Source organism: Klebsiella sp. CN_Kp113 (assembly GCF_040064585.1).
In the GTDB taxonomy this organism is placed as follows: Bacteria; Pseudomonadota; Gammaproteobacteria; order Enterobacterales; family Enterobacteriaceae; genus Klebsiella; species Klebsiella michiganensis.
Map to the genome: position 1 here is coordinate 250,772 of NZ_JBEAID010000017.1, position 26,096 is coordinate 276,867.

At 54.7% G+C, this 26,096-nt stretch carries 21 protein-coding genes and 7 tRNA genes; 5 read left to right on the forward strand and 23 right to left on the reverse strand.

The window, feature by feature from the left end; translation table 11 throughout:
• Positions 1-128 precede the first annotated feature (128 nt).
• The 9 genes from ABLV30_RS09560 to miaB all read right to left on the reverse strand — a co-directional run bounded on the left by ABLV30_RS09560 (position 129) and on the right by miaB (position 9,317).
• The gene (locus ABLV30_RS09560) at positions 129-854 is read right to left on the reverse strand and encodes an amino acid ABC transporter ATP-binding protein (RefSeq protein ID WP_004848813.1); all 726 of its coding nucleotides are present in this window, start codon (positions 852-854) and stop codon (positions 129-131) included.
• Positions 854-1,528, reverse strand: coding sequence for a glutamate/aspartate ABC transporter permease GltK (gltK, locus tag ABLV30_RS09565; RefSeq protein ID WP_004848815.1), 675 nt, complete (start codon positions 1,526-1,528; stop codon positions 854-856). The genes ABLV30_RS09560 and gltK overlap by 1 nt, the downstream gene beginning before the upstream one ends.
• Entirely contained in the window at positions 1,528-2,268 is a 741-nt protein-coding gene (locus ABLV30_RS09570) for an amino acid ABC transporter permease (protein WP_014837812.1), read from the reverse strand. Before ABLV30_RS09570 ends, gltK begins: the two co-directional genes overlap by 1 nt.
• Before the next feature lie 163 nt (positions 2,269-2,431).
• Positions 2,432-3,343: an amino acid ABC transporter substrate-binding protein gene (locus tag ABLV30_RS09575; protein ID WP_004848819.1), complete on the reverse strand. Its 912-nt coding sequence runs from the start codon at positions 3,341-3,343 to the stop codon at positions 2,432-2,434.
• A gap of 356 nt (positions 3,344-3,699) precedes the next feature.
• Positions 3,700-5,238, reverse strand: coding sequence for an apolipoprotein N-acyltransferase (gene lnt / locus ABLV30_RS09580; RefSeq protein WP_265801486.1), 1,539 nt, complete (start codon positions 5,236-5,238; stop codon positions 3,700-3,702).
• A 22-nt stretch (positions 5,239-5,260) separates the two neighbouring features.
• Positions 5,261-6,139: a CNNM family magnesium/cobalt transport protein CorC gene (corC, locus tag ABLV30_RS09585; protein WP_004130445.1), complete on the reverse strand. Its 879-nt coding sequence runs from the start codon at positions 6,137-6,139 to the stop codon at positions 5,261-5,263.
• 98 nt (positions 6,140-6,237) lie between these two features.
• Complete coding sequence (gene ybeY, locus ABLV30_RS09590; RefSeq protein ID WP_004130446.1) at positions 6,238-6,705, reverse strand: rRNA maturation RNase YbeY; 468 nt, start codon at positions 6,703-6,705, stop codon at positions 6,238-6,240.
• Complete coding sequence (locus tag ABLV30_RS09595) at positions 6,702-7,748, reverse strand: PhoH family protein (RefSeq protein WP_004134159.1); 1,047 nt, start codon at positions 7,746-7,748, stop codon at positions 6,702-6,704. The genes ybeY and ABLV30_RS09595 overlap by 4 nt, the downstream gene beginning before the upstream one ends.
• Positions 7,749-7,892: 144 nt before the next feature.
• Entirely contained in the window at positions 7,893-9,317 is a 1,425-nt protein-coding gene (gene miaB / locus ABLV30_RS09600; RefSeq protein WP_004111391.1) for a tRNA (N6-isopentenyl adenosine(37)-C2)-methylthiotransferase MiaB, read from the reverse strand.
• 208 nt (positions 9,318-9,525) lie between these two features.
• Between miaB and ubiF the strand changes: the two genes are divergently transcribed.
• Positions 9,526-10,701 carry a 3-demethoxyubiquinol 3-hydroxylase gene (gene ubiF / locus ABLV30_RS09605; protein ID WP_025106392.1) on the forward strand — a complete coding sequence of 392 codons (1,176 nt, stop codon included), beginning with the start codon at positions 9,526-9,528 and terminating at the stop codon, positions 10,699-10,701.
• 7 nt (positions 10,702-10,708) lie between these two features.
• On the opposite strand, the gene ABLV30_RS09610 is transcribed toward ubiF, so the two are convergent.
• The 13 genes from ABLV30_RS09610 to nagB form a co-directional block, all read right to left on the reverse strand.
• A complete protein-coding gene (locus ABLV30_RS09610; RefSeq protein ID WP_025106391.1) occupies positions 10,709-11,290 on the reverse strand; it encodes a hypothetical protein in 582 nt (193 codons plus the stop codon).
• A 124-nt stretch (positions 11,291-11,414) separates the two neighbouring features.
• Positions 11,415-11,489, reverse strand: a tRNA-Gln gene (locus ABLV30_RS09615).
• Between the two features lie 97 nt (positions 11,490-11,586).
• A tRNA-Gln gene (locus ABLV30_RS09620) sits at positions 11,587-11,661 on the reverse strand.
• A 45-nt stretch (positions 11,662-11,706) separates the two neighbouring features.
• Positions 11,707-11,783: transfer RNA gene (locus tag ABLV30_RS09625), tRNA-Met, on the reverse strand.
• 21 nt (positions 11,784-11,804) lie between these two features.
• Positions 11,805-11,879: transfer RNA gene (locus ABLV30_RS09630), tRNA-Gln, on the reverse strand.
• Positions 11,880-11,913: 34 nt separating this feature from the next.
• Positions 11,914-11,988: transfer RNA gene (locus tag ABLV30_RS09635), tRNA-Gln, on the reverse strand.
• Positions 11,989-12,022: 34 nt separating this feature from the next.
• Positions 12,023-12,107, reverse strand: a tRNA-Leu gene (locus ABLV30_RS09640).
• Between the two features lie 8 nt (positions 12,108-12,115).
• Positions 12,116-12,192: transfer RNA gene (locus ABLV30_RS09645), tRNA-Met, on the reverse strand.
• Positions 12,193-12,421: 229 nt separating this feature from the next.
• Positions 12,422-14,083 carry an asparagine synthase B gene (gene asnB / locus ABLV30_RS09650; protein WP_025106390.1) on the reverse strand — a complete coding sequence of 554 codons (1,662 nt, stop codon included), beginning with the start codon at positions 14,081-14,083 and terminating at the stop codon, positions 12,422-12,424.
• 278 nt (positions 14,084-14,361) lie between these two features.
• A complete protein-coding gene (locus tag ABLV30_RS09655; RefSeq protein WP_004100215.1) occupies positions 14,362-15,114 on the reverse strand; it encodes an HAD-IIA family hydrolase in 753 nt (250 codons plus the stop codon).
• A 45-nt stretch (positions 15,115-15,159) separates the two neighbouring features.
• The gene (locus ABLV30_RS09660; RefSeq protein WP_025106389.1) at positions 15,160-16,380 is read right to left on the reverse strand and encodes an N-acetylglucosamine repressor; all 1,221 of its coding nucleotides are present in this window, start codon (positions 16,378-16,380) and stop codon (positions 15,160-15,162) included.
• 8 nt (positions 16,381-16,388) lie between these two features.
• Entirely contained in the window at positions 16,389-17,537 is a 1,149-nt protein-coding gene (gene nagA, locus ABLV30_RS09665) for an N-acetylglucosamine-6-phosphate deacetylase (protein WP_014228413.1), read from the reverse strand.
• A gap of 60 nt (positions 17,538-17,597) precedes the next feature.
• Positions 17,598-18,398 carry a glucosamine-6-phosphate deaminase gene (gene nagB / locus ABLV30_RS09670; protein WP_004130458.1) on the reverse strand — a complete coding sequence of 267 codons (801 nt, stop codon included), beginning with the start codon at positions 18,396-18,398 and terminating at the stop codon, positions 17,598-17,600.
• Positions 18,399-18,710: 312 nt separating this feature from the next.
• Here nagB and nagE point away from each other — a divergent pair, with 312 nt between their 5' ends.
• From nagE to chiQ, 4 genes are all read left to right on the forward strand, one after another.
• The gene (gene nagE / locus ABLV30_RS09675) at positions 18,711-20,663 is read left to right on the forward strand and encodes a PTS N-acetyl glucosamine transporter subunit IIABC (protein WP_004848836.1); all 1,953 of its coding nucleotides are present in this window, start codon (positions 18,711-18,713) and stop codon (positions 20,661-20,663) included.
• 178 nt (positions 20,664-20,841) lie between these two features.
• Positions 20,842-22,509 carry a glutamine--tRNA ligase gene (gene glnS, locus ABLV30_RS09680; protein WP_116280171.1) on the forward strand — a complete coding sequence of 556 codons (1,668 nt, stop codon included), beginning with the start codon at positions 20,842-20,844 and terminating at the stop codon, positions 22,507-22,509.
• A 437-nt stretch (positions 22,510-22,946) separates the two neighbouring features.
• Positions 22,947-24,350 (forward strand): chitoporin, encoded by a 1,404-nt coding sequence (gene chiP, locus ABLV30_RS09685; protein ID WP_004130464.1) that lies wholly within the window; start codon positions 22,947-22,949, stop codon positions 24,348-24,350.
• Positions 24,351-24,396: 46 nt separating this feature from the next.
• On the forward strand, positions 24,397-24,729 hold the full coding sequence (chiQ, locus tag ABLV30_RS09690; protein WP_004848843.1) for a ChiQ/YbfN family lipoprotein: 333 nt from the start codon (positions 24,397-24,399) through the stop codon (positions 24,727-24,729).
• Positions 24,730-24,781: 52 nt separating this feature from the next.
• On the opposite strand, the gene ABLV30_RS09695 is transcribed toward chiQ, so the two are convergent.
• On the reverse strand, positions 24,782-26,077 hold the full coding sequence (locus ABLV30_RS09695) for an MFS transporter (protein ID WP_265801481.1): 1,296 nt from the start codon (positions 26,075-26,077) through the stop codon (positions 24,782-24,784).
• Positions 26,078-26,096 lie beyond the last annotated feature (19 nt).

Consider the following 26,096-nt stretch of genomic DNA (forward strand, 5'->3'; position numbering starts at 1 on the left):
TATTTGGCGTGAGGCTGGATATATTTATGACGCGTATTTGAGAGCGGCAAAGCTATTGCCATAACTATGGAGAGAGACAGGAGCGGGAAGAGATAAAAGGCGTGTACGGTACCGTACACGCCGGAAGATTAGTGCAGAATTTTGGCGAGGAAGTCTTTGGCGCGTTCAGATTGCGGGTTAGCAAAAAACGCTTCTTTATCGGCGTCTTCGACAATTTTTCCTTCATCCATAAAGATAACCCGGTTGGCTACCTTACGCGCAAAGCCCATTTCATGGGTGACCACCATCATGGTCATCCCTTCATTTGCCAGTTCAACCATAACGTCCAGCACTTCGTTAATCATCTCCGGATCCAGCGCGGAGGTGGGTTCATCAAACAGCATGGCGATAGGATCCATACACAGCGCGCGGGCGATGGCCACGCGCTGCTGTTGGCCGCCCGAGAGCTGGGCGGGGAATTTTTCGGCATGAGCGGAAAGCCCCACGCGTTCCAGCAGCTTAAGCCCTTTCGCCCGGGAGGCGGCTTTGTCGCGATTGAGCACCTTGACCTGCGCCAGGGTGAGATTCTCGATAATCGATAAATGCGGGAACAGCTCAAAGTGCTGGAATACCATCCCGACGCGCGAACGCAGTTTGGCCAGGTTGGTCTTTTTATCGTTGACGGTGGTGCCGTCGACGATGATTTGACCTTGCTGAATGGGCTCCAGGCCGTTTACGGTTTTAATCAGCGTTGATTTACCCGAACCCGAAGGCCCGCAGACCACCACCACTTCGCCTTTTTTCACTTCCGTGGAGCAATCGGTCAGCACCTGAAAGTGACCATACCATTTTGAAACATTTTTCAGGGTAATCATTACACAGTCCTTTTCTTCAACCAGCTGACCAACAGCGATGCGCTGAGACTAAACACAAAATATACGGCGCCTGCGAACAGGATCATTTCTACCTGGGTTCCATCACGCTCGCCGATAGTTGAGGCGGTGCGGAAAAAGTCGGCCAGGCTCAGAACATAAACCAGCGAGGTATCCTGGAACAGGACGATGCCCTGCGTCAGCAGCAGCGGTACCATGGCGCGGAAGGCCTGCGGCAGAATCACCAGCTTCATGGATTGCCAGTGGGTCATGCCCAGCGCCAGCGCGGCGCTGGACTGGCCGCGCGAGATACTCTGAATGCCGGCACGGATAATTTCCGAGTAATAGGCCGCTTCAAACATGGAGAAGGCGATCATCGCCGAAATCAGGCGGATATCGGTTTTCGGCGACAGGCCAAGCACGTTCTGCAGGAACCCGGGAACAATCAGATAAAACCACAGCAGTACCATCACCAGCGGAATGGAGCGGAAAACGTTAACGTAGGTTTTGGCGAACCACGCCAGCGGCAGGAAGCTCGACAGGCGCATCACGGCCAGGATCGTCCCCCACACAATTCCGACAACAATCGCGGTCACGGTAATTTTTAAGGTAATCACCAGCCCTGCCAGCAGGTATGGCATGGAAGGAATAATGGAGCTCCAGTCAAAATCGTACATTATTTACCCCCCATATTGCCCGGCAGGCGGACTTTACGTTCGACCACGTACATGATCAGCATAATAACGGCGTTGATAAACACGTAGGCGAGGGTGATAGCGGTAAACGATTCCCAGGCATGGGCCGAGTAGTCCAGCAGCTTGCCCGCCTGCGCGGCCATATCGGCAAGACCAATGGTGGAAGCGATGGCCGAGTTTTTCACCAGGTTCATCATTTCAGAGGTCATTGGCGGCACGATAACGCGATAGGCGTTGGGCAGCAGAACGTAACGGTAAGTTTGCGGGAGCGTTAGCCCCATCGCCAGCCCGGCGTTTTTCTGGCCGCGCGGCAGGGATTGAATACCGGAACGAACCTGCTCGCAGACGCGCGCGGCGGTAAACAATCCCAGACACAGCATCGAAGAAACGAAAAACTGAATATTCGGATCCAGCTCGGACTTAAACCACATGCCGATGTTTTCCGGCAGCAGTTCAGGCACCACCAGATACCAGGTGAAAAATTGAACGATAAGCGGAACGTTACGAAAAAGTTCAACGTAGCAGGTGCCGATAGTCGACAGCAGACGGTTCGGGACCGTACGGAGAATACCGAAGAGCGAACCTACAAAGAATGCGATAATCCAGGCCGTTACCGACAGGGTGACGGTGATCTGAAAACCACTCCACAGCCAGCCTAAATAGGTGGTGTTGCCGAACGGGGCCTGTTGCAGGAATATTCCCCAGTTCCAGTCTATTGACATAAATGACTCCTGGAAAAAAAAGGGTAGCAGCGCTACCCTCGAAGATTGTTGCTCAGCCTGTTTCGGTATTCGCGGCCGCTGGGGAACGACCAGCCGCCGTATAGTCTGTCCGCGCCGTAGCAACAATCGGGAGGGCAGGATTCCCCGCCCTTTGTTTTTTTAATTAGTTAAGAGCTTTATCGTTAGGTGATTTGAACAGCGCTTTCATCTCGTCAGAGAGTTCAAAGTTCATATTCAGGTTCTTTGGCGGAATAGGATTTTTAAACCACTTATCGAACCATTTTTCGGCTTCACCGGAGGTCTGAACCTGGGCGACCGTCTCATCGACCAGCGTTTTGAACTGCGGGTCATCTTTGCGCAGCATGCAGCCGTAGGCTTCCTGAGACTGAGCGGTACCGACAATCTCCCAGTTATCCGGTTTTTTCGCTTTCGCACGTTCGCCCGCCAGCAGCGCGTCATCCATCATAAAGGCCACCGCGCGACCGCTTTCCAGAGTACGGAAAGAGTCACCGTGATCTTTTGCGCTGATAATACGCATATTCATTTTTTTCTCGTCGTTCAGCTTGTGCAGCAGAATTTCGGAGGTGGTGCCGGAGGTGACGACGACGGCTTTATCCTTCAGGTCCGGGAAATCTTTAATCGCGCCGCCTTTTTTCACCAGCAGACGGGTACCGACGACGAAAATCGTATCGGAGAAGGCCGCCTGTTTCTGGCGTTCAAGGTTGTTGGTGGTGGAGCCGCATTCGAAATCATACGTGCCGTTTTGCAGCAGCGGAATACGGTTTTGTGAGGTGACAGGGATCAGTTTGACCTGCAGATCCGGTTTGTTCAGCTTCTTCTTGATGGCATCAACGATCGCATTCGAGTAGTCCTGAGAGTAGCCAACGACCTGCTGCTTGTTGTCATAGTAAGAGAACGGAACGGATGATTCACGGTGACCAACGACGATAACGCCGTTTTTGGCAATTTTATCCAGAGTGCTCTGGCCAGCGGTGGATGCCGCATCTTCTGCATGCGCCACCCCAGCGGTGAGGCCCATGACCAGCATTGCTGCGGCCAGTTTACGTAATTGCATATCCGACTCCTTATCCTCAGCGCCGTCAGACGCTATTGATACCCATTGTGAATGTGTGTGCTTTTTTATCGCTGCCGTCTTTGCGTGCAGCATTTGTATGTGTTTGTTAGCATTTAGTTTGGCTTAATGTAAAGATTTTGCTCTTATATTGTTGATTTTTGCGAAGCGCACCGCACCATTTAAAGGCAAAAATCCCCCATTGCACCAAAATAGCGCCGCCTGACGATCGATGGTGGTGCAACCGGGTTGTACCCCCGAGGATCGCGTTGCGACATGTATTTATTAAGCAATGGTCGTGCCAGAATGGATAAGAAGGGAGATGACCGCGGCGACGAGTGCCGCCGCGGGAGAAGCAATTATTGACGGCGCTGGCGCAGGCTCATCAGCAGCGCAGCAAAGCCAAACAAGGCGGTTAACGCCCACAGCGGCCAGTTCCCCGTACGCGCGTACGGCGTCAGTCCTGCCGTTGGGGTCACTTTGGTGGTTAATACGGCGCGGGTGAACTGCGGGATCATCTCCTGTATTTCACCGCGTGGGCCGATGACCGCGGTAATGCCGTTATTGGTGGTGCGCAGCAGCGGACGGGCCAGCTCCAGCGCGCGCATTCGCGCCATCTGGAAGTGCTGCCAGGGGCCGATAGATTTGCCGAACCATGCGTCATTCGAAATGGTTAACAGAAAATCCGTATCCGGGCGGAAGTTATCCCGCACCTGCTCGCCAAGAATGATCTCGTAGCAGATAGCCGCCGTCAGACGCATATTATGCGCCACCAGCTGCGGCTGCACGTACGGCCCGCGGCTGAAAGAGGACATTGGCAGGTCGAAGAACGGCGCCAGCGGACGCAGAATCGATTCCAGCGGCACAAACTCACCAAACGGCACCAGATGATTCTTGTTGTAGCGATTCTTTGAGTCGTAGCTGTATGGGTTATCTTTGCCCAGCGTAATAATGGTGTTGTACGTATCGTAGCGATTCCGCGCGTTCAGACGCGCATCGACGATGCCGGTGATCAGCGAGCTATTTTTCGACCGCATCAGGTCGTCCATCATGCTGAGGAAGCGCTGCTGGTTAATTTCCAGATCCGGAATCGCGGACTCCGGCCAGACGATCAGCTGCGATTTACCCATATGCGGCTGGGTGAGATCCAGATAGGTTTTCAGGGTGTTGAGTAGCTGATTCTGGTCCCATTTCATCGCCTGGGGGATATCGCCCTGTACCAGCGAAACCGTGGTCGCGCGCGCCGGCAGCGGTTGATACCACTGAATGTAGCGAAGCGGGAAGGGCAGGGCGAACAGCACGACGGCGGCAATCAGCGGCTTCCAGTTACGCTGCGCGATAGCCAATACCAGCAGGCCGCTGACGAGCATCAGCAGGAAGTTAATCGCCTCAACGCCCATCACGGGCGCCAGGCCTTTGAGCGGGCCGTCAATCTGACTGTAGCCGAACTGTAGCCACGGGAAGCCGGTCAGCACCCAGCCGCGCAGAAACTCGGTAACCTGCCATATCACCGGGGCGGCGATGGCAACGCGTATCCAGCTGGTTTTCGGCCACAGGCGCGAAAGAATGCCGGCAAATAATCCGGTATAGAGCGACAGATAGGCCGCCAGCAGAACCACCAGGAAAACGTTGACCGGACCGGGCATACCGCCGAACTGCGCGATGCTCACGTAGACCCAGTTAATACCGGAGCCGAACAGCCCTAATCCCCAGAAATAGCCAATCGCGGCGCTTTGCAGGGGACGTCGGTTGAGGGTTAAACCTTGCAGGCCAATTAACGAAATAAGGGCTGCGGGCCAGAAGTCATAAGGTGAAAAAGCCAGCGTTCCGCTGGCTCCGAATAACAGCGCCAGCAGCAAACGTACGCGCTGGCGTTCAATAAGAGAGGCAAATACCATTTAGGTTAATCGTCCCGTTGGATTAGTCTTCCAGCTTCGGCTGCGGGGCATCATCAGGAAGCTTTACATGTACCTGAATAATACGTCGACTGTCAGCCATTGCGACCTTGAATTGGTAACCATCAATGTCGATAGACTCGCCGCGGGCAGGCAGATGACCAAACGCCTGCATGACCAGACCACCGATGGTGTCGACCTCTTCATCGCTGAAGTGGGTGCCATACGCTTCGTTGAAATCTTCGATTGAGGCCAGCGCGCGCACCGTCCACGTGTGGCGGCTCAGCTGACGGAAATCGATATCTTCTTCTTCGTCGTATTCGTCTTCTATTTCACCGACGATGAGCTCAAGGATGTCTTCAATGGTCACCAGACCTGAGACGCCGCCAAACTCATCGATAACGATAGCCATATGATAACGTTGGGAGCGAAACTCCTTCAGCATGCGGTCAACCCGCTTGCTCTCGGGCACGACAACCGCCGGACGCAACACTTTTTCCATGCTGAAGGCTTCGGCATCGCTGCGCATAAACGGCAGCAGATCTTTGGCCATCAGAATCCCTTCGATGTGATCTTTATCTTCGCTGATCACCGGGAAACGCGAGTGGGCCGATTCGATGATCACATCGAGGCACTCGTCCAGCGTCTGGTTGCGTTTCAGGGTAATCATCTGCGAGCGGGGGATCATGATGTCGCGGACGCGCTGGTCGGCGATATCCATTACCCCTTCGAGCATATCGCGCGTATCTTCGTCGATAAGGTCGTTTTGCCCGGAATCACGGATCAGCGCCAGCAGTTCGTCACGATTCTTGGGTTCACCGTGAAAGAGCTGGCTGAGTAACAGGGAGAAGAATCCCTTTTTGCTGTTTACTGTGTCGCTACTGTGTGAATTGTCGTCGCTCATGGCGTCGTATGGGTTCTCATGTTAGTTAAATAGTCGCTCGTCACGCGTATACTCAGCGCCCGGCATAGCGGCCAGTCGCCGGCAAAGCCGGCAACGGGTTATTCCTTCTCGGCAATGTACGGATCCTCATAGCCCAGAGCAAGCATTATCTCTGTTTCGAGGGATTCCATCTCTTCCGCTTCTTCATCAATGATGTGGTCATAGCCCAAAAGATGCAGGCTACCGTGGACCACCATATGCGCCCAGTGCGCTTCCAGCGGTTTACCTTGCTCTTTCGCTTCCTGTTCAACCACCTGACGGCAGATGACCAGGTCGCCAAGCAGCGGCATTTCGATACCCGGCGGGGCTTCGAACGGGAAAGAGAGCACGTTAGTCGGTTTGTCCTTCCCGCGATAGGTCAGGTTCAGCTCGTGGCTTTCCGCTTCATCAACCAGGCGAATCGTCAGCTCCGACTCTTCCTGAAACTGCGGGATAACGCTATCGACCCAGCGCTGAAACAGGGCTTCATCCGGCATTCCGCTGTTATCTTCGCAAGCCAGCTGTAAATCGAGAATGACCTGACTCATTTATGCTCCTGTTCCTGGGCTTCGCGTTTGCGCTCGGCGGCCAGTTCTGCTTTACGTTTCTGGTCTGCTTCTTCCCAGGCTTCATAGGCGTTAACGATGCGGGCGACCACCGGGTGGCGCACGACGTCTTCGCTATGGAAGAAGTTGAAGCTGATCTCATCGACTTCCGCCAGCACTTCAATCGCGTGGCGCAGGCCCGATTTGGTGCTGCGCGGCAGGTCAATCTGCGTGACGTCGCCGGTAATGACCGCTTTAGAGTTAAAGCCGATACGGGTCAGGAACATTTTCATCTGTTCAATGGTCGTGTTCTGGCTTTCGTCGAGAATGATAAACGCATCGTTCAGCGTACGGCCGCGCATATAGGCCAGCGGCGCGACTTCAATCACGTTGCGCTCAATCAACTTTTCGACTTTCTCGAAGCCGAGCATCTCGAACAGCGCGTCGTAAAGGGGCCGCAGGTACGGGTCGACTTTCTGGCTCAAATCGCCGGGCAGGAAGCCCAGTTTTTCGCCGGCCTCAACCGCCGGACGGGTCAGAAGAATACGGCGGATCTCCTGGCGCTCCAGCGCGTCTACCGCGGCGGCGACCGCCAGGTAGGTTTTCCCGGTCCCGGCAGGGCCGACGCCGAAGGTAATGTCGTGGTCGAGAATATTGGCGATGTACTGCGCCTGATTCGGCGTACGCGGCTTAATCACGCCGCGCTTGGTTTTGATATTGATGGCCTTACCGTAGTCCGGCACGCTTTCGGCGCTCTGCTCCAGCACGCGGGCTTCTTTGATCGCCAGATGAATTTGTTCCGGTTCAATATCCTGGATTTCGCCGCGCATCGGCGCGGTATCGACGTACAGACTGCGCAGGATATCCGCCGCAGCGGTGACGCAAATCGGCCGACCGGTCAGTTTAAAGTGGTTGTCTCGACGGTTAATCTCGATGCCGAGGCGGCGTTCCAGCTGTTTAATGTTGTCATCAAACGGGCCGCACAGGCTCAGCAGACGGGCGTTGTCCGCGGGCTCAAGGGTGATTTCGCGAGTGTCTGTATTCAAGCTGTTCCTCTTATACATAGATAGCCGGAAGGTAGCCGGTCAGGAAATTATTCACGTCATCGGAATATGGCGCAAGCATCGCTTTAGATATTGGGTTCAGGAGAGGAAATACAAGGCCTGCCGGAGCCGGCAGGCCTGAACGGATTATGGCTGGTAGATACCGACGCCAAGATCGTTTTCTTTACGGGTGCGGGCAATCACCGACTCCGGGGTTTCCGCGATGCGCAGACCCATTTCGTCCTCGGTGCGCACCACTTTACCGCGCAGGGAGTTTGTCCAGACGTCGGTGATCTCGACATCGACAAACTTGCCGATCATCTCAGGCGAGCCTTCGAAGTTCACCACGCGGTTATTTTCGGTGCGGCCAGACAGCTCCATGATGCTCTTACGTGAGGTGCCTTCCACCAGAATGCGCTGCACGGTGCCGAGCATACGGCGGCTCCAGGCCATCGCCTGCTGGTTGATGCGCTCCTGCAGAATATACAGACGCTGCTTCTTGTCCTCTTCCGGTACGTCGTCGACCATATCGGCCGCCGGCGTTCCCGGACGCGCGGAGAAGATGAAGCTGTAGCTCATATCGAAATTCACATCGGCAATCAGCTTCATGGTCTGCTCGAAATCCTGAGTGGTTTCGCCAGGGAAGCCGACGATGAAGTCGGAGCTGATCTGAATATCCGGACGCGCCGCGCGCAGTTTGCGGATAATCGCTTTATATTCCAGCGCCGTGTGGGTTCGGCCCATCAGGTTCAGCACGCGGTCGGAACCGCTCTGTACCGGCAGGTGCAGGAAGCTGACCAGCTCCGGCGTATCGCGGTAAACCTCAATGATATCGTCGGTGAACTCGATGGGATGGCTGGTGGTAAAGCGGATCCGGTCGATACCGTCGATCGCCGCAACCAGACGCAGGAGATCGGCAAAGCTACCGGTGGTGCCGTCATAGTTTTCCCCGCGCCAGGCGTTTACGTTCTGCCCGAGCAGGTTGACTTCACGCACGCCCTGAGCCGCAAGCTGGGCGATTTCAAACAGGATATCGTCGCTTGGGCGGCTCACTTCCTCACCGCGGGTGTAGGGCACCACGCAGTAGGTGCAGTACTTGTTGCAGCCTTCCATGATGGAAACAAAGGCGCTTGGGCCTTCGGCGCGCGGTTCCGGCAGGCGGTCGAATTTTTCGATTTCCGGGAAGCTGATATCGACGACCGGGCTGCGGTTGCCTCGTACCGAGTTGATCATTTCCGGCAGACGGTGCAGGGTCTGCGGCCCAAAAATAATATCGACGTAGTGGGCGCGCTGGCGAATATGGTCGCCTTCCTGAGAGGCCACGCAGCCGCCAACGCCGATGATCAGGTTGGGATTCTTCTCTTTCAGCAGCTTCCAGCGTCCTAGCTGATGGAATACTTTTTCCTGAGCCTTCTCACGGATTGAGCAGGTATTGAGCAGCAGCACATCCGCTTCTTCCGCCACTTCAGTGAGTTGATACCCGTGGGTGGCATCCAGCAGATCGGCCATCTTTGATGAATCGTATTCGTTCATCTGACAGCCCCAGGTTTTAATATGGAGTTTTTTTGTCATCGACTTGCTCATGCTTAATTAGGTATACCCAAAGTCAGCGTCTTCACCGGATGTTGCTCTGCAATGTGAAGGGTGACGGATATAAAGCCAGGATTGCAGGGCGCGTATTGTAATGCTTTGACCGCGCCCTGACCAGTACGACCGTAATCACCACAAGCCGAATAAAAATCCGGTAAACTGAGGGGATTCGGGTTTAAGGATAATAGCCATGACAATTCATGCAACAGATGTCGTTATCGTCGGCGGCGGGATGGTTGGCGGCGCCCTCGCGCTTGGCCTGGCGCAGCTGGGCTTTACGGTGACGGTCATTGAAAAAAACGCGCCACCGGTTTTTGATGCGTCTTCACCGCCTGACGTGCGTATTTCGGCAATCAGCGCGTCATCGGTAGGGCTGCTGAGAGGCCTCGGCGTCTGGGACAGCGTGCGGTCCATGCGCGCCCATGCGTACCGCCAGCTAGAAACCTGGGAGTGGGAAAGCGCCCATGTTGTCTTCAATGCCGCGGAGCTGAAGCTGCCGGAACTGGGCTATATGGTGGAGAATAACGTCCTGCAGCGAGCCCTGTGGCAGGCGCTGGAAGCCCATGAGCGCATATCGCTGCAGGTGGGGACATCGCTCCAGGAGATGCGTCGGGAAGAAACGTACGCCTCCTTAACGCTGACCGACGGCAGCCAGCTTGATGCGCGGCTGGTGGTGGGCGCGGACGGCGCCAGTTCGCAGGTGCGTCAGCTGGCCGGAATCGGCATCCACGCGTGGCAGTATCAGCAATCCTGTATGTTGATCAGCGTACAGTGTGCGGACGATCCCGGCGACAGCACCTGGCAGCAGTTCACTCCGGCGGGGCCGCGCGCGTTTTTACCGCTGTTCGATCATTGGGCCTCGCTGGTGTGGTACGACGCGCCGGCGCGGATCCGCCAGCTGCAGGGCATGAGCATGGCTCAGCTACAGCAGGAAATTACTCGCCACTTCCCGTCGCGGCTGGGAGAGATTACGCCGCTGAGCGCGGGCGCCTTCCCGCTCACCCGCCGCCACGCATTGCAGTATGTTAAGCCGGGGCTGGCGCTGGTGGGCGATGCTGCGCACACCATTCATCCGCTGGCGGGGCAGGGAGTTAACCTCGGCTATCGCGATGTCGATGCGCTGCTCGATATTCTTGGCAGAGCAAAAGCCCACGGCGAAGAGTGGGCCAGCCTGCCGGTACTTAAGCGCTACCAGACGCGCCGTCAGGCGGACAACTTTATTATGCAGTCTGGGATGGATCTGTTTTACGCCGGGTTTAGCAACGATCTGCCCCCGGTGCGTATGCTGAGAAACATTGGGCTGATGGCGGCCGAGCGCGCCGGCGGACTGAAGCGTCAGGCGTTGAAATACGCGTTGGGGCTATAATCCGCATTCAAAATAATCGCGCAAACAGCGTGTCTTTACCCTCTTTTTTGGGCAAGAATCCCTGATACCAGATACTGCCGCCAGAGGTTGTCAGGGATTCGCACTGCCACTGATTCGTGGCGAGCAAATAGAAGGAATAGGCGCTTTTACCTGACATATAGAGCAGGAACAGCAGCGCCAGCAGCGCAAGGATGGCAGTTACCGCGTCGCCTTCGGAAGACAGAACGTCACAGGCAAGGATGGCGATACATGCTGCCTGAAGAATCATCTTGCTCGCAAAGCAGCGAAGAAAAAATTGCCGCGTTCTTTCTGTTGACCAAAAACAGGGATTCTTAATGACGTCTCTCTGCTCCTTAGCCGGGAAGCCATGAATGTAGGTTATCCAGCGGGTATCCTCGGTGAGCGTTAGCGCGAGGCCCGTTTCGTTGAGCCGATGCAGGCGCATGGATATGCCGACGGGAAAAAACAAACCAACCACGATGCTGTAGGTTAGTAAGGCTGAAATCCCGAACAGGCAGAAAGCGAAGCCGATCAGAAAAAAGAGCAAGGTTATGGTGCGGGTAAAGAGAGGGAAAACCTGATAGTTCATCGTAAATCCTTTTACTCATTGACTCTGTAATTTATCAGAGCTGAGAACGAGGTACACTTCAGGTCAGCTTTTTTCGGAATTCATAAAGCAAAAAGCCCGCCGAAGCGAGCTTTTTGCTTTTTGTTGGCTGGGGTACGAGGATTCGAACCTCGGAATGCCGGAATCAGAATCCGGTGCCTTACCGCTTGGCGATACCCCAATTTTACGTTGACCATTTCGTACCGGGGTCAAACCGGTGGCTTAGCGCCTGGAGATACTCCAACGGGTGCGCGCACAGCGTGGGCGACTTTTAAAATTGGCTGGGGTACGAGGATTCGAACCTCGGAATGCTGGTATCAGAAACCAGAGCCTTACCGCTTGGCGATACCCCAACAATTCTTTTGGATTTATCGAACTGAATCAATAATTCCTTTGTATGGTGGCTACGACGGGATTCGAACCTGTGACCCCATCATTATGAGTGATGTGCTCTAACCAGCTGAGCTACGTAGCCAAAATCTTACTCTATTTTCGATGGCTGGGGTACCTGGATTCGAACCAGGGAATGCCGGTATCAAAAACCGGTGCCTTACCGCTTGGCGATACCCCAATACCGTCGCGGTGAACCGCAAACATCGAAAATATGGCTGGGGTACCTGGATTCGAACCAGGGAATGCCGGTATCAAAAACCGGTGCCTTACCGCTTGGCGATACCCCAACAAAAATATTTTACCGCAACGCGAACGAGTAAATGGTGCGGGAGGCGAGACTTGAACTCGCACACCTTGCGGCGCCAGAACCTAAATCTGGTGCGTCTACCAATTTCGCCACTCCCGCAAAAAAGATGGTGGCTACGACGGGATTTGAACCTGTGACCCCATCATTATGAGTGATGTGCTCTAACCAGCTGAGCTACGTAGCCATCTTTTTGCGCGTTACCTTATCGGCGTTGCGGGGCGCATTATGCGTATTGAGCCTTGAAGCGTCAACCCCTTTTTCATCGAAAATGGACTGAACGTAACTGTTTGGTTAGGTTGCGAACAGCGTGGTGCAATAATCGGCAATTATTGGTTATTTATCGTTTTTAACGGCTTAAATAAGGCACAAAACAAAAACGGACCCCGAAGAGTCCGTTTTGAAAACAGCGTCGGTTAGTAGGCCGACTGGTGTACGCCAACCGCGCGTCCCGACGGATCGTTCATTTTTTTGAAAGATTCGTCCCACTCAATCGCTTTTGCTGAAGAGCATGCGACGGAAGGGCCGCCAGGAACGCATTCGGCCGCACTCGGTACCGGGAACAGCTCTTCGAAAATCTCACGGTACAGATACGCTTCTTTCGAGGAAGGCGTGTTGTACGGGAAGCGGAAGCTGGCGGTTTCCAGCTGCCGATCGGAAATCTGTTCAGCGGCCACTTCTTTTAAGGTATCGATCCAGCTGTAACCAACGCCATCAGAGAACTGTTCTTTCTGGCGCCAGGCGACGCTCGCCGGCAGGTAAGATTCAAAACATTCACGCAGGACATGTTTTTCCATTTTACCGTTGCCGCACATTTTATCCTGCGGGTTAATACGCATTGCCACGTCGAGGAATTTCTTATCCAGGAATGGGACGCGCGCTTCAACGCCCCAGGCGGACATCGCTTTGTTGGCGCGAGCGCAGTCAAACATATGCAGCGCCTGCAGTTTGCGCACGGTCTCTTCGTGCAGCTCTTTGGCGTTGGGCGCTTTATGGAAATAGAGGTAGCCGCCAAATACTTCGTCAGAACCTTCGCCGGACAGCACCATTTTGATGCCCATGGCTTTGATTTTACGCGACATCAGATACATTGGCGTTGACGCGCGAATCGTCGTCACGTCGTAGGTTTCAATGTGATAGATAACATCGCGGATGGCGTCCAGGCCTTCCTGCACCGTAAAGTGGATCTCGTGGTGCACGGTACCCAGATGGTTAGCCACTTCCTGCGCGGCTTTCAGGTCGGGGGCGCCCTCCAGGCCGACGGCGAAGGAGTGCAGCTGCGGCCACCAGGCTTCTGATTTTTCCTGATCTTCGACGCGGCGCGCGGCATATTTTTTGGTGATGGCGGAAATCACCGATGAATCCAGGCCGCCGGAGAGCAGTACGCCGTACGGAACATCGGACATCAGGTGGCTTTTCACCGACTCTTCCAGCGCCTGACGCAGTTCGTTTTTGTCCGTGACGTTGTCTTTGACCGCGTCGTAGTCGAACCAGTCGCGCTGGTAGTACTCGCGGATTTCGCCATCTTTGCTCCACAGGTAGCTGCCTGCCGGGAACTCTTTAATCGTGCGGCAAACCGGAACCAGCGCTTTCATTTCAGAGGCAACGTAGAAGTTACCGTGTTCGTCGTGACCCATATACAGCGGGATGATGCCGATGTGGTCGCGACCAATCAGATACGCGTCTTTTTCGCTGTCGTAGAGAGCGAAAGCAAACATCCCCTGCAAATCGTCGAGGAAGTCCGGGCCTTTTTCCTGATACAGCGCGAGGATAACTTCGCAGTCGGAACCGGTCTGGAACGCATAGCGGTCGCCGTATTCCGCGCGCAGCGCCTGGTGGTTGTAGATTTCACCGTTGACGGCGAGAGCGTGAGTTTTAGCGGCGTTATACAGCGGCTGCGCGCCGGCGTTGACGTCGACGATCGACAGGCGTTCATGCGCCAGGATGGCTTTATCACAGGCATAGACGCCGGACCAGTCCGGACCACGGTGGCGCATCAGTCGGGAAAGCTCCAGTGCCTTTTTACGCAGCTCACCCGCGTCAGTTTTAATATCCAGTACGCCAAAAATCGAACACATAGCCTTCTCCGTTACCCTGTCTTGTTTGATGTTGTGCAGACTTCGTCTTATTGCGAAGCCTCAGTGCATGCTTTAGAAAATGCCGCAAAGGCGCGGAGGGCGCAAGGGGTTTACGGCAGGAAAAGGAAATAATGCAATTGTGATTGTCGAATAGTGAAAAAAGAGTATGTTTTGAGCGCTTTTGTTGCTGAATATTTAGTAATAGCGCTTTTTTTTTAGATAAAAGCGTTCAGGAGAGGCTTAGAAATAAGAAACCACGTCGCAGGACGTGGTTTTATTTAGAAGATATCGATTTCCGCAACGGAGGGATAAATCCAGGAAGGGCGGAACGGCATGCTGTCGATATCATCGAGCGTGGCAACCCCGGAAAGTACCAGAATGGTTTCCAGACCGGCCTGGAAGCCTGCCAGAATATCCGTTCGCAGGTTATCGCCGACGATCACCGTCTGTTCCGAATGCGCCTGCATTTTATTGAGCGCGGAGCGGATAATCCACGGGCTCGGTTTCCCCACGTAGAACGGCTTACGACCGGAGATTTTTTCTATACCGGCGCACAGCGCCCCGCAGGCCGGGTAGTAGCCGCGACCGTGGGTATCCGGGTTAGTGGCGATAAAGCGCGCGCCGTTGGCGACAAAAAAAGCGGCCTTATGCATCATCTCCCAGTTAAAGGAGCGCGTCTCACCGACGATAACAAAATCCGGATTGACGTCGGTGATGGTAAAGCCGGCTTTGTACAGTTCGTGAATCAGCGCGCCTTCCCCGACCACATAGGCTTTTTTGCCTTCCTGGCGACGCAGAAAATCCGCCGTGGCCATTGCTGAGGTATAAAAGGCGGTATCAGGAACATCGATTCCCGCCGTCGCAAAGCGGTTTGCCAGATCCTGACCGGTTTGAGAAGGGTAGTTGGTCAGCATCACCAGCGGCATCTCTTTCTCGAGTATGCGTTTGATGAATTCAGCGGCGCCCGGCACGGCCACATTGTCGTGCATCAGCACGCCGTCAATATCACAAATTACGTTTTGAATGGTCATGAACTGTCCGACATCGTTGGAGAAAGGCGAAACTATAAAGCGGCTTTAGCTTTCCAGCAAACGCTGGAGCAGAGTCCCGTTGAGCATCGCACGCTTTACCAGGGCAAAAGCGCCAATGGCTGAGCGATGATCGAGCGTGGATCGCACTACCGGCAGGTTTTTGCGAAACGCCTTCAGCGCCTGGGTATTAATACAGCCTTCGATTGCCGGCAGAAGGACTTTTTCCGCTTCCACGATCTCCCCGGCAATCACCACTTTTTGCGGATTAAACAGGTTAATGGCGATAGCGATGGTTTTACCCAGATGGCGGCCAACGTGCTCGATCACCTCACAGGCCAGCGCATCGCCTTTATTCGCGGCTTTGCAGATCGTTTTGATCGAACAGTCATCGAGGGAGATTTTGCTCTGATAACCCTGTTCCAGCAGATGACGAACGCGATGTTCAATAGCGGCATTGGCGGCGACGGTTTCCAGACAGCCGAAGTTACCGCAGTGGCAGCGCTCGCCTAACGGGTCGACCTGGATATGGCCGATTTCCCCGACGTTACCGTTACGGCCAATAAAAATCCGCCCGTTGGAGATGATCCCTGCGCCGGTTCCGCGATGTACGCGCACCAGAATGGAGTCTTCACAGTCGTGGCTCGCACCAAAGTAGTGCTCCGCCAGCGCGAGGCTACGAATATCGTGGCCGACGTAGCAGGTAACTTTAAAGCGTTTTTCCAGCGCTTCAACCAGCCCCCAGTTTTCCACCTGAATATGCGGCATATAGCGAATGACGCCGCTTTCCGGATCGACCAGCCCCGGCAGGATCACCGAAATGGCGATCAGCTCGCGGATTTTACGCTGACAGCTCTCCATAAAGGTGGCGATGATGTTAAGCAGGGCGTGTTCCAGCGTTTCCTGAGTTCTTTCCGGCAGCGGGTAGTGCTCTTCTTCAAGAGTCTTGCTGCTTAAATCATAGAGGGTCAGGGTGGCGTCGTAGCGGCCAAGGCGTACGCCGATGGCGTGGAAGCCGCGGGTTTCGGCAACAATGGAGATGGCGCGGCGGCCCCCGGTGGAGGCCTGCTGATCGACTTCTTTGATCAGTCCGCGTTCAATAAGCTGACGCGTAATTTTGGTTACGCTGGCAGGGGCAAGCTGGCTTTGTTCCGCAATCTGGATACGCGAGATGGGGCCGTGCTGATCGATGAGCCGATAGACGGCCGCGCTGTTCAGCTGTTTTACGAGATCGACGTTACCAATTTGAGCCTGTCCGCCTGCTGTCATACTTTTACTTACTCAGTGACGACCTCGTTACCATTAACGATGGTCTTGGTGATTTTATAATCACGGGTGAATGCGGTCAGGTTAGCGACCATCCCCGGGGCAATGCTGCCTAACTGTTTGTCTACGCCAATGGCGCGGGAAGGGTAGAGCGTCGCCATACGCAACACTTCATCCAGCGCGATGCCGCAATGCTCAACGAGGTTACGCACCCCTTCAATCATGGTCAATGAAGAGCCGCTGAGGGTACCGTTCTCATCTACGCACAGGCCGTTCCGGTAGTATATTGTTTTACCGGCAAAAATGAACTGCTCAATATTGGCACCCGCCGGCGCCGTCGCGTCGGTAACCAGACACAGCTTGTCGCCTTTCAAGCGTTTAGCGAGGCGCACGTTAGCGAAATCGACGTGCATACCATCGACGATGATGCCGCAGTAGACATCCGGCTCGTCGAAAATCGCGCCAGCCAGGCCCGGCTCACGGCCGGTAATATACGGCATGGCGTTAAACAGATGGGTAGCAAAGGTAATCCCGGCGCGGAAACCGATTTTCGCTTCTTTAAGCGTCGCGTTGGAGTGACCGGCGGAGACGATGATGCCGGCGGCCACCAGTTTGCGGATAACCTCCGGTTCCACCCGTTCCGGCGCAAGCGTGATTTTGGTTATCACGTCCGCGTTTTCGCACAGGAAATCCACCAGCGCGGCATCCGGTTTGCGTACGTAGTCCGGGTTGTGGGTGCCTTTTTTAACAATATTCAGCCACGGGCCTTCAAGATGCAGACCCAGCGCCTGGTTAGGATGTTTTTGCAGGTATTCGCGCATCACGCGTACGCCCTGTTTCATCAGGTCGTCGCTGGAGGTGATCAGCGTGGGCAGATAGCTGGTGCAGCCTGAGCGTTCATTGGCCTTCTGCATAATCTCCAGCGTTTCAACGGTGACCGCGTCCGCCGTGTCGTTGAACTGCACGCCGCCGCAGCCGTTAAGCTGGACGTCGATAAAACCGGGGGCAAGGATCGCGCCATCAACCGAGCGCTGTTCGATCCCGGTGGGCAGTTCAGTCTGAGGACAGATACGTTCGATAAGGCCATTGGCGATAACAATCGCATGGTCATCCAGAATTTCATGACCGGTATAAATCCGGCCTTGGGTTAATGCATACATTACGACCCCCGGTTGTCAAAAATGGTTGTCCCGCGGGGGCAGCCGCGGGACGAGACTACATTACAGACCTTTGATATTTTCGGCTTCTAACTCGTTGAAATATTTCAGTGTCTTAACTTTCAGTTCCATGGTGGACGGCTCATCGCAGACCACCACCGCTTTCGGGTGCAGCTGCAGACAGGTAATGGTCCACATATGGTTTACGTTGCCTTCCACCGCCGCCTGCAGCGCCAGCGCTTTCTGATGACCCAGCACCAGAATCATCACTTCCTCCGCGTCCAGCAGCGTGCCCACGCCAACGGTCAGCGCGTACTTAGGCACCTGGTCAACGTCACCGTCGAAGAAACGGGAATTCGCTACGCGAGTATCATGGGTCAGGGTTTTGATGCGTGTGCGTGAAGCCAAAGAAGAGGCTGGTTCGTTAAAAGCGATGTGGCCATCGTTACCCACGCCGCCCATAAACAGGTGGATTTTACCGTAAGAACGAATTTTTTCTTCATAGCGACGGCATTCTGCATCAATATCCGGCGCGTTACCATTCAGCAGGTTAATATTTTCCGCCGGGATATCAACGTGATCAAAGAAGTTGCGATGCATAAAGCTATGATAGCTTTCCGGATGCTCTTTCGGCAGGCCAACGTACTCATCCATGTTGAAGGTGACAACATGCTTAAAGCTAACCTGGCCTGCTTTGTGCATCTCAACCAGGGCTTTATAAGCGGTCAGAGGCGTACCGCCGGTAGGCAGGCCCAGGACAAACGGACGGTCCGCAGTCGGTTTGAACGCATTGATGCGGTTAACGATATGCCGGGCAGCCCATTTACCGACTTGTTCAGCTGTTACCAGGGGGATCAGTCTCATTGTTCACCTCTATAGTTAAATTAGAACCTGGCGGATTGGCGCCAGCATACTATTAAGAGTATCGCAGCAACTGCGCCGAGCGGGGTCAATCCGTGTTGATTTTTTGAATGATAAAATAAGTTTTCGTTGTTAGCCAGTCAAAGGCGGAGGTGAATACGATATTTGGTGACTATTGTCACAAAAAATACCCATTTAATTTGCGAGACGAATTAATTTTTCAGACACTTTGCAGGTAAGTTAAAAATTTAACCAGGTTACACAATAATAAAGTGGCTTTAATGAGCCTTATCGGGGTCTCATAGGGGGAATAAGATGAATATTTTAGGTTTTTTTCAGCGACTCGGTAGGGCGTTACAGCTCCCTATCGCAGTGCTGCCGGTCGCGGCGCTGCTGCTGCGATTCGGTCAACCGGATCTGCTTAACATTTCGTTTATCGCCCAGGCGGGCGGGGCAATCTTTGACAACCTGGCGCTGATTTTCGCTATCGGCGTCGCATCCAGCTGGTCGAAAGACAGCGCCGGTGCCGCAGCGCTGGCGGGGGCGGTTGGTTACTTCGTGTTGACGAAAGCGATGGTCACCATCAACCCGGCCATCAACATGGGCGTCCTGGCGGGTATCATTACCGGTCTGGTTGGCGGTGCCGTCTATAACCGCTGGTCGGGTATCAAACTGCCTGACTTCCTGAGCTTCTTCGGCGGCAAACGCTTTGTACCTATCGCAACCGGCTTCTTCTGCCTGGTGCTGGCAGCCATCTTCGGCTACGTCTGGCCGCCGGTGCAGAACGCCATCCATGCAGGTGGTGAATGGATTGTGGGCGCGGGCGCGCTCGGCTCCGGTATCTTTGGTTTCATCAACCGTCTGCTGATCCCGACGGGTCTGCATCAGGTGCTGAACACCATCGCCTGGTTCCAGATTGGTGAATTCACCAACGCTGCTGGCGCCGTGTTCCACGGTGATATCAACCGCTTCTATGCGGGTGACGGCACCGCGGGGATGTTCATGTCCGGCTTCTTCCCGATCATGATGTTCGGTCTGCCGGGTGCGGCGCTGGCGATGTATTTCGCGGCCCCGAAAGAGCGTCGTCCGATGGTCGGCGGTATGCTGCTGTCGGTTGCCATCACCGCGTTCCTGACCGGTGTGACTGAGCCGCTGGAATTCCTGTTCATGTTCCTGGCGCCGCTGCTGTATCTCCTGCACGCCATCCTGACCGGTATCAGCCTGTTCGTTGCGACGGCGCTGGGTATCCACGCGGGCTTCTCTTTCTCCGCAGGCGCTATCGACTATGTGCTGATGTACAGCCTGCCGGCAGCCAGTAAAAACGTCTGGATGCTGATTGTGATGGGCGTTGTGTTCTTCGTTATCTACTTCCTGTTGTTCAGCGCGGTAATCCGCATGTTCAATCTGAAAACGCCGGGTCGTGAAGATAAAGTGGATGACGTGGTCACTGAAGAGGCCAACAGCAATACCGAAGAAGGTTTAACCCAGCTGGCGACCAACTACATCGCGGCGGTCGGCGGTACGGATAACCTGAAAGCGATTGATGCCTGTATTACCCGTCTGCGTCTGACCGTGGCGGACTCTGCGCTGGTTAACGACGCGGCCTGTAAGCGCCTCGGCGCTTCCGGTGTGGTTAAACTGAACAAGCAGACCATCCAGGTTATCGTGGGTGCGAAAGCCGAATCCGTCGGCGATGAAATGAAGAAAGTGGTTGCCCGTGGCCCGGTTGCCGCGGCGGCTGCAGCGTCTCACAGCGCACCCGTAGCCGCTCAGGCTGCTAAACCGCAGGCTGTCGCTAACGCGAAAACCGTCGAAGCGCTGGTTTCGCCGATTACCGGCGACATTGTAGCGCTGGAGCAGGTACCGGATGAAGCGTTCGCCAGCAAAGCCGTCGGCGACGGCGTGGCGGTGAAACCGACCGATAAGATTGTTGTTGCGCCGGCGGCAGGCACCGTGGTGAAGATTTTCAACACCAACCATGCTTTCTGTCTGGAAACTGAAAACGGTGCGGAAATCGTCGTCCATATGGGTATCGATACCGTCGCGCTTAACGGCCAGGGCTTTAAACGTCTGGTGGAAGAGGGCGCGGAAGTGAAAGCGGGTCAGCCGATTCTGGAACTGGATCTTGAGTTCCTGAACGCTAACGCGCGCTCGATGATTAGCCCGGTCGTATGCAGCAATAGCGACGACTACAGCGCGCTGGTTATTCAGGCAACCGGTAAAGTGGTTGCAGGCCAGACGCCGCTATACGAAATTAAAGGCAAATAAGACTCCTGAGTGGCGTTTATGCCTCAGCGGCGCAGCGAAACCTGCGCCGCTTTTTTTTACCGCAAACACCCCCATAATCTCCTTCCGATCGCTATTTTGCGTAACTAATAGTTGTCTCTACGCCCTGCTTGTAAGATCATGTGCCGTTATACGTTGTTTACGCTTTGAGGAACCCACGATGAGTGAGGCAGAAGCCCGCCCGACTAACTTTATTCGTCAGATCATTGATGAAGATCTGGCTACTGGTAAGCACACCACCGTTCATACCCGTTTTCCACCGGAACCGAACGGCTATCTGCACATTGGCCACGCGAAGTCTATTTGCCTGAACTTTGGTATCGCTCAGGATTACCAGGGCCAATGCAACCTGCGTTTCGATGACACCAACCCGGTGAAGGAAGATATCGAATACGTTGAGTCGATTAAAAACGACGTGCAGTGGTTAGGTTTCCACTGGTCCGGGGATGTTTGCTACTCGTCTGATTATTTCGATCAGCTGCACCAGTATGCGGTTGAACTGATCAATAAAGGTCTGGCCTACGTTGACGAACTGTCAGCGGAAGAGATCCGTGAGTACCGCGGCACGCTGAAAGAGCCGGGTAAAAATAGCCCGTACCGCGATCGCAGCGTGGAAGAGAACCTGGCGCTGTTTGAAAAAATGCGCAGCGGTGGATTTGCCGAAGGTAAAGCCTGCCTGCGCGCGAAAATCGACATGGCCTCTCCGTTTATCGTGATGCGCGATCCGGTGCTGTACCGCATTAAGTTTGCCGACCATCACCAGACCGGAAGCAAGTGGTGCATCTACCCGATGTACGACTTTACCCACTGCATCAGCGATGCGCTGGAAGGGATTACCCACTCGCTGTGTACTCTCGAGTTCCAGGATAACCGCCGCCTGTACGATTGGGTGCTGGATAACATCAGCATCCCCGTGCATCCGCGCCAGTATGAATTCTCGCGCCTCAACCTCGAATACACCGTGATGTCCAAGCGTAAGCTGAATCAGCTGGTGACCGAGAAGCACGTTGAGGGCTGGGATGACCCGCGTATGCCGACCATTTCCGGTCTGCGCCGTCGCGGCTATACCGCTGAATCCATCCGCGAGTTCTGCAAACGCATCGGCGTGACCAAGCAGGACAACACCATCGAAATCGCTTCGCTGGAATCCTGCATCCGTGAAGATCTGAACGAAAACGCCCCGCGCGCGATGGCCGTTATCGACCCGGTTAAGCTGGTTATCGAAAACTATCCGCAGGGCGGCAGCGAAATCGTGACCATGCCGAATCATCCGAATAAACCGGAGATGGGCAGCCGCGAGGTGCCGTTCAGCGGCGAAATCTGGATCGATCGCGCCGACTTCCGCGAAGAAGCGAACAAGCAGTACAAGCGTCTGGTGCTGGGCAAAGAAGTTCGCCTGCGTAACGCTTACGTGATCAAAGCGGAGCGCGTGGAGAAAGATGCGGAAGGCAACATCACCACTATCTTCTGCACCTACGATGACGATACCCTGAGCAAAGATCCGGCCGACGGCCGCAAGGTGAAGGGCGTGATTCACTGGGTGAGCGCGGCGCACGCGCTGCCGGTAGAAATCCGCCTGTACGATCGCCTGTTCAGCGTACCGAACCCGGGCGCGGCGGAGGACTTCCTCTCGGTGATGAATCCGGAGTCGCTGGTGATCAAGCAGGGTTTTGCCGAGCCGAGCCTGGCGCAGGCGCAGCCGGAAAAAGCGTATCAGTTCGAGCGCGAAGGTTATTTCTGCCTGGATAGCCGCTATGCAACCGCAACCCAGCTGGTGTTTAACCGCACCGTCGGTCTGCGCGACACATGGGCGAAAGTCGGCGCGTAGCTACCCGCCGTTATTGAGAACGCCGCTTACTGCGGCGTTTTTTTTATTCAGAATCAGAGAATTAAATCCTCATATTTTTGCGATGCGAATTAATCTTGTTTACAGATTGTAATAACCGCTTTTTTTAACCCTTTCCATCTATTGCATATAAATATGTAATCGCTTTCATTTCCCCTAATTTTCTCTTTTTTTGCAAGCACTTCACCCGAAAAAAGTGTGACATCTACGACTGAAACAAAAAGACATAAATTATGTGCGCTTTGTCATAATCTTCATCTTTGGTCGGCGAAAGAGATTGATAATTCGCGTCACGAAAAATAGTCTATACCTAGTGGTTATGCGAATTTTTACCGCACCACTTTTTAAGCAGTCTTATTTTATTTTTTTGCGCGTTGCCATTGGTAACCGCACTTTAAAACGTCAAAGAGGATATGCATATGCGTACGTTTAGTGGCAAACGTAGTACGCTGGCGCTGGCTATTGCCGGTGTCACAGCCCTGTCAGGATTTGCAATGGTGCCGGATGCAAAAGCAGAAGGGTTCATTGATGATTCAACGTTAACCGGCGGCATCTATTACTGGCAGCGTGAGCGCGACCGTAAAGATGTGACCGACGGCGATAAATATAAAACTAACCTGTCGCACTCCACCTGGAACGCCAACCTCGACTTCCAGTCCGGCTATGCCGCCGATATGTTCGGTATTGACGTTGCTGCCTTTACCGCCATCGAAATGGGCGAAAGCAGCGAGAGCGGTCACCCGAACGAAATCGCTTTCTCCTCGCGCAATAAAACCTACGATGAAGACTATTCCGGCGATAAGAGCGGGATCAGCCTGTATAAAGCAGCCGCAAAATTTAAATTTGGCCCGACCTGGGCGCGCGCGGGCTATATTCAGCCAACCGGCCAGACGCTGCTGGCACCGCACTGGAGCTTTATGCCGGGTACCTATCAGGGGGCTGAAGCCGGTGCGAACTTTGACTACGGCGATGCGGGCGCGCTGAGTTTCTCCTATATGTGGACGAACGAATATAAAGCGCCGTGGCACATTGAGATGGATGAGTTCTACCAGAACGACAAGAAAACCAAGGTGGATTACCTTCACTCTCTTGGCGCCAAATATGATTTTAAAAACGACCTTGTGCTGGAAGCGGCGTTTGGTCAGGCACAGGGTTATATCGACCAGTATTTTGCCAAGGCCAGCTATAAGTTTGATGTTGCAGGCACGCCGTTAACCACCAGCTATCAGTTCTACGGCACCCGCGATAAGGTCAGCAACGGCGGGGTTAACGATATCTATGACGGTACCGCGTGGCTGCAGGCATTGACCTTTGGCTATAAGGTTGCCGACGTTCTGGACCTGCGTCTGGAAGGAACCTGGGTTAAAGCTGATGGTCAGCAGGGCTACTTCCTGCAGCGTATGACGCCAACTTACGCATCGTCTAACGGGCGACTGGATATCTGGTGGGATAACCGTTCGGACTTCAACGCCAACGGTGAAAAAGCGGTGTTCTTCGGCGCGATGTATGACATGAAGAACTGGAACATGCCGGGCTGGGCCTTCGGCGCCTCCTACGTTTATGCCTGGGATGCGAAGCCGGGGAGAATGTCCTCGCCTGATGCGTACTACAACCCGGATAAACGCCTGGAAGAGTCCGCCTATAGCCTGGATGCCATGTACACCGTTCAGGAAGGACGCGCTAAGGGCACGCTGTTCAAACTCCACTTTACGCAATACGACAACCACTCCGATATCCCAAGCTGGAGCGGTGGTTACGGCAACATCTTCCAGGATGAGCGCGACGTGAAGTTCATGGTTATTGCTCCGTTCACCATTTTCTGATGCCACTGCGGCGGGGGAAACCCGCCGCAATTTCCCGAGGTTCATGATGAAAAAGTTAATACTTGTCGCCATTATGGCAGCAGGTCTGGTTGCCTGTACTCAGTCGCCAGCGCCTAAGGAAGACTCAAAGTTAAAAGATGCCTACAGCGCCTGCATTAATACCGCAGAGGGCAATCCGGATAAAGTTGAAGCCTGTCAGAGCGTACTGAACGTGCTGAAGCAGGAGAAACAGCATCAGCAGTTCGCGACCCAGGAAAGCGTGCGGGTGCTGGATTATCAGCAGTGCATCCAGGCGCGCAAAACCGGGAACGATCAGGCTGTAGAGGCGCGCTGCGACCAGATCTGGAAAGAGATCCACAGCAACAATACGCCGCGTTAAGCCAGACGGCGGCAAGCAAACGGGCGGAGCGTCAACTCCGCCCGTTGCTATTTTAGCGGGGTATTTCTGCCGGCTGGTAGCCGCAGCCCAGGCGTACGAAGAGCATCGCGGTAGCGGCCAGGCCGCATAGCGCGGCGCACATCAGCCACCAGCCCGGCGAGCTTTTGTCGCCCGTTATCTCGACCAGCGCGGTGGAAATGGCCGGCGTCAGGCCGCCGAAGATCGCGGTGGCGAGGCTAAAGGCCAGTGAAAAGCCCACGGTGCGGACGTAGACCGGCATCACTTCCGTCAGGGCGGCCACCATCGCGCCGTTATACATCCCAAAGAAGAACGAGAACCAGAGCAGGACCAGCGTCATGCGGGTGAAATCCGGCGCGGCGGTGAGCCAGTGCATGACCGGCCAGGTAGTGAGCAGCGCCAGCAGGGTTATGCCCATCAGCACCGGCCGACGGCCTATTCTGTCAGAAATTGCCCCGCCAATCGGTAACCAGATAAAGTTAGAGATGCCGACCAGCATGGTCACCAGCAGACTGTCGCGGGCGCTCAGATGCAGAAAGGCTCTACCGTAGGTCGGCGTATAGACGGTAATAAAATAAAAGGTGGTGGTGGTCATCGCCACCAGCAAGGTCCCCGCCGTGATGATGCGCCAGTTTTTGGCAATCGTGCTCAGGATCTCCCGCGTGTCAGGGCGATGCTTGCGCTGCAGGAAGGCTTCGGTTTCCTGCAACGAACGCCGCAGCACAAAAATCAGCGGAATAATCATACAGCCAATAAAGAAGGGAATACGCCAGCCCCATTCGGCAATCTCATCGTGGCCGAGCGTTTCATTCAGCGCGTAGCCAATCAGCGCCGCGACGACGATAGCCACCTGCTGGCTGGCGGATTGCCAGCTGGTATAGAACCCTTTTTTCCCCGGCGTGGCGATTTCCGACAGATAGACCGACACGCCGCCGAGCTCGACGCCCGCCGAGAATCCCTGCAGCAGGCGACCCACTAATACCAGAACGGGGGCGAGAACGCCGATGGTTTGATAGCCGGGAACCAGCGCTATCAGCAGCGTCCCGCAGCCCATAATTGCCAGCGTCACCATCAGCCCTTTACGCCGCCCGATTCTGTCAATATAGGCCCCCAGCACTATCGCGCCGATGGGGCGCATCAGAAAGCCCGAACCAAACACGGCGAAGGTAAGCATTAACGCCGCAAACTCGCTCTCCGCCGGAAAGAACGTTCTGGCGATATAGGTGGCGTAAAAGCCAAACAGAAAAAAGTCGAATTGTTCGAGAAAATTACCGCTGGTCACGCGGAGAATGGCGCCAAAGGTACCGGCGCGCGATGAGGGTTGCGTCATAGGGGTTGCTCTCCATTGT

What these genes read in the sequence shown, in the direction of transcription:
- ABLV30_RS09560 (WP_004848813.1), bottom strand. Translation starts at nt 854, where the DNA reads ATGATTACCCTGAAAAATGTTTCAAAATGGTATGGTCACTTTCAGGTG.
- gltK (WP_004848815.1), bottom strand. Translation starts at nt 1,528, where the DNA reads ATGTACGATTTTGACTGGAGCTCCATTATTCCTTCCATGCCATACCTG.
- ABLV30_RS09570 (WP_014837812.1), bottom strand. Translation starts at nt 2,268, where the DNA reads ATGTCAATAGACTGGAACTGGGGAATATTCCTGCAACAGGCCCCGTTC.
- ABLV30_RS09575 (WP_004848819.1), bottom strand. Translation starts at nt 3,343, where the DNA reads ATGCAATTACGTAAACTGGCCGCAGCAATGCTGGTCATGGGCCTCACC.
- lnt (WP_265801486.1), bottom strand. Translation starts at nt 5,238, where the DNA reads ATGGTATTTGCCTCTCTTATTGAACGCCAGCGCGTACGTTTGCTGCTG.
- corC (WP_004130445.1), bottom strand. Translation starts at nt 6,139, where the DNA reads ATGAGCGACGACAATTCACACAGTAGCGACACAGTAAACAGCAAAAAG.
- ybeY (WP_004130446.1), bottom strand. Translation starts at nt 6,705, where the DNA reads ATGAGTCAGGTCATTCTCGATTTACAGCTGGCTTGCGAAGATAACAGC.
- miaB (WP_004111391.1), bottom strand. Translation starts at nt 9,317, where the DNA reads ATGACAAAAAAACTCCATATTAAAACCTGGGGCTGTCAGATGAACGAA.
- ubiF (WP_025106392.1), top strand. Translation starts at nt 9,526, where the DNA reads ATGACAATTCATGCAACAGATGTCGTTATCGTCGGCGGCGGGATGGTT.
- ABLV30_RS09610 (WP_025106391.1), bottom strand. Translation starts at nt 11,290, where the DNA reads ATGAACTATCAGGTTTTCCCTCTCTTTACCCGCACCATAACCTTGCTC.
- asnB (WP_025106390.1), bottom strand. Translation starts at nt 14,083, where the DNA reads ATGTGTTCGATTTTTGGCGTACTGGATATTAAAACTGACGCGGGTGAG.
- ABLV30_RS09655 (WP_004100215.1), bottom strand. Translation starts at nt 15,114, where the DNA reads ATGACCATTCAAAACGTAATTTGTGATATTGACGGCGTGCTGATGCAC.
- ABLV30_RS09660 (WP_025106389.1), bottom strand. Translation starts at nt 16,380, where the DNA reads ATGACAGCAGGCGGACAGGCTCAAATTGGTAACGTCGATCTCGTAAAA.
- nagA (WP_014228413.1), bottom strand. Translation starts at nt 17,537, where the DNA reads ATGTATGCATTAACCCAAGGCCGGATTTATACCGGTCATGAAATTCTG.
- nagB (WP_004130458.1), bottom strand. Translation starts at nt 18,398, where the DNA reads ATGAGACTGATCCCCCTGGTAACAGCTGAACAAGTCGGTAAATGGGCT.
- nagE (WP_004848836.1), top strand. Translation starts at nt 18,711, where the DNA reads ATGAATATTTTAGGTTTTTTTCAGCGACTCGGTAGGGCGTTACAGCTC.
- glnS (WP_116280171.1), top strand. Translation starts at nt 20,842, where the DNA reads ATGAGTGAGGCAGAAGCCCGCCCGACTAACTTTATTCGTCAGATCATT.
- chiP (WP_004130464.1), top strand. Translation starts at nt 22,947, where the DNA reads ATGCGTACGTTTAGTGGCAAACGTAGTACGCTGGCGCTGGCTATTGCC.
- chiQ (WP_004848843.1), top strand. Translation starts at nt 24,397, where the DNA reads ATGAAAAAGTTAATACTTGTCGCCATTATGGCAGCAGGTCTGGTTGCC.
- ABLV30_RS09695 (WP_265801481.1), bottom strand. Translation starts at nt 26,077, where the DNA reads ATGACGCAACCCTCATCGCGCGCCGGTACCTTTGGCGCCATTCTCCGC.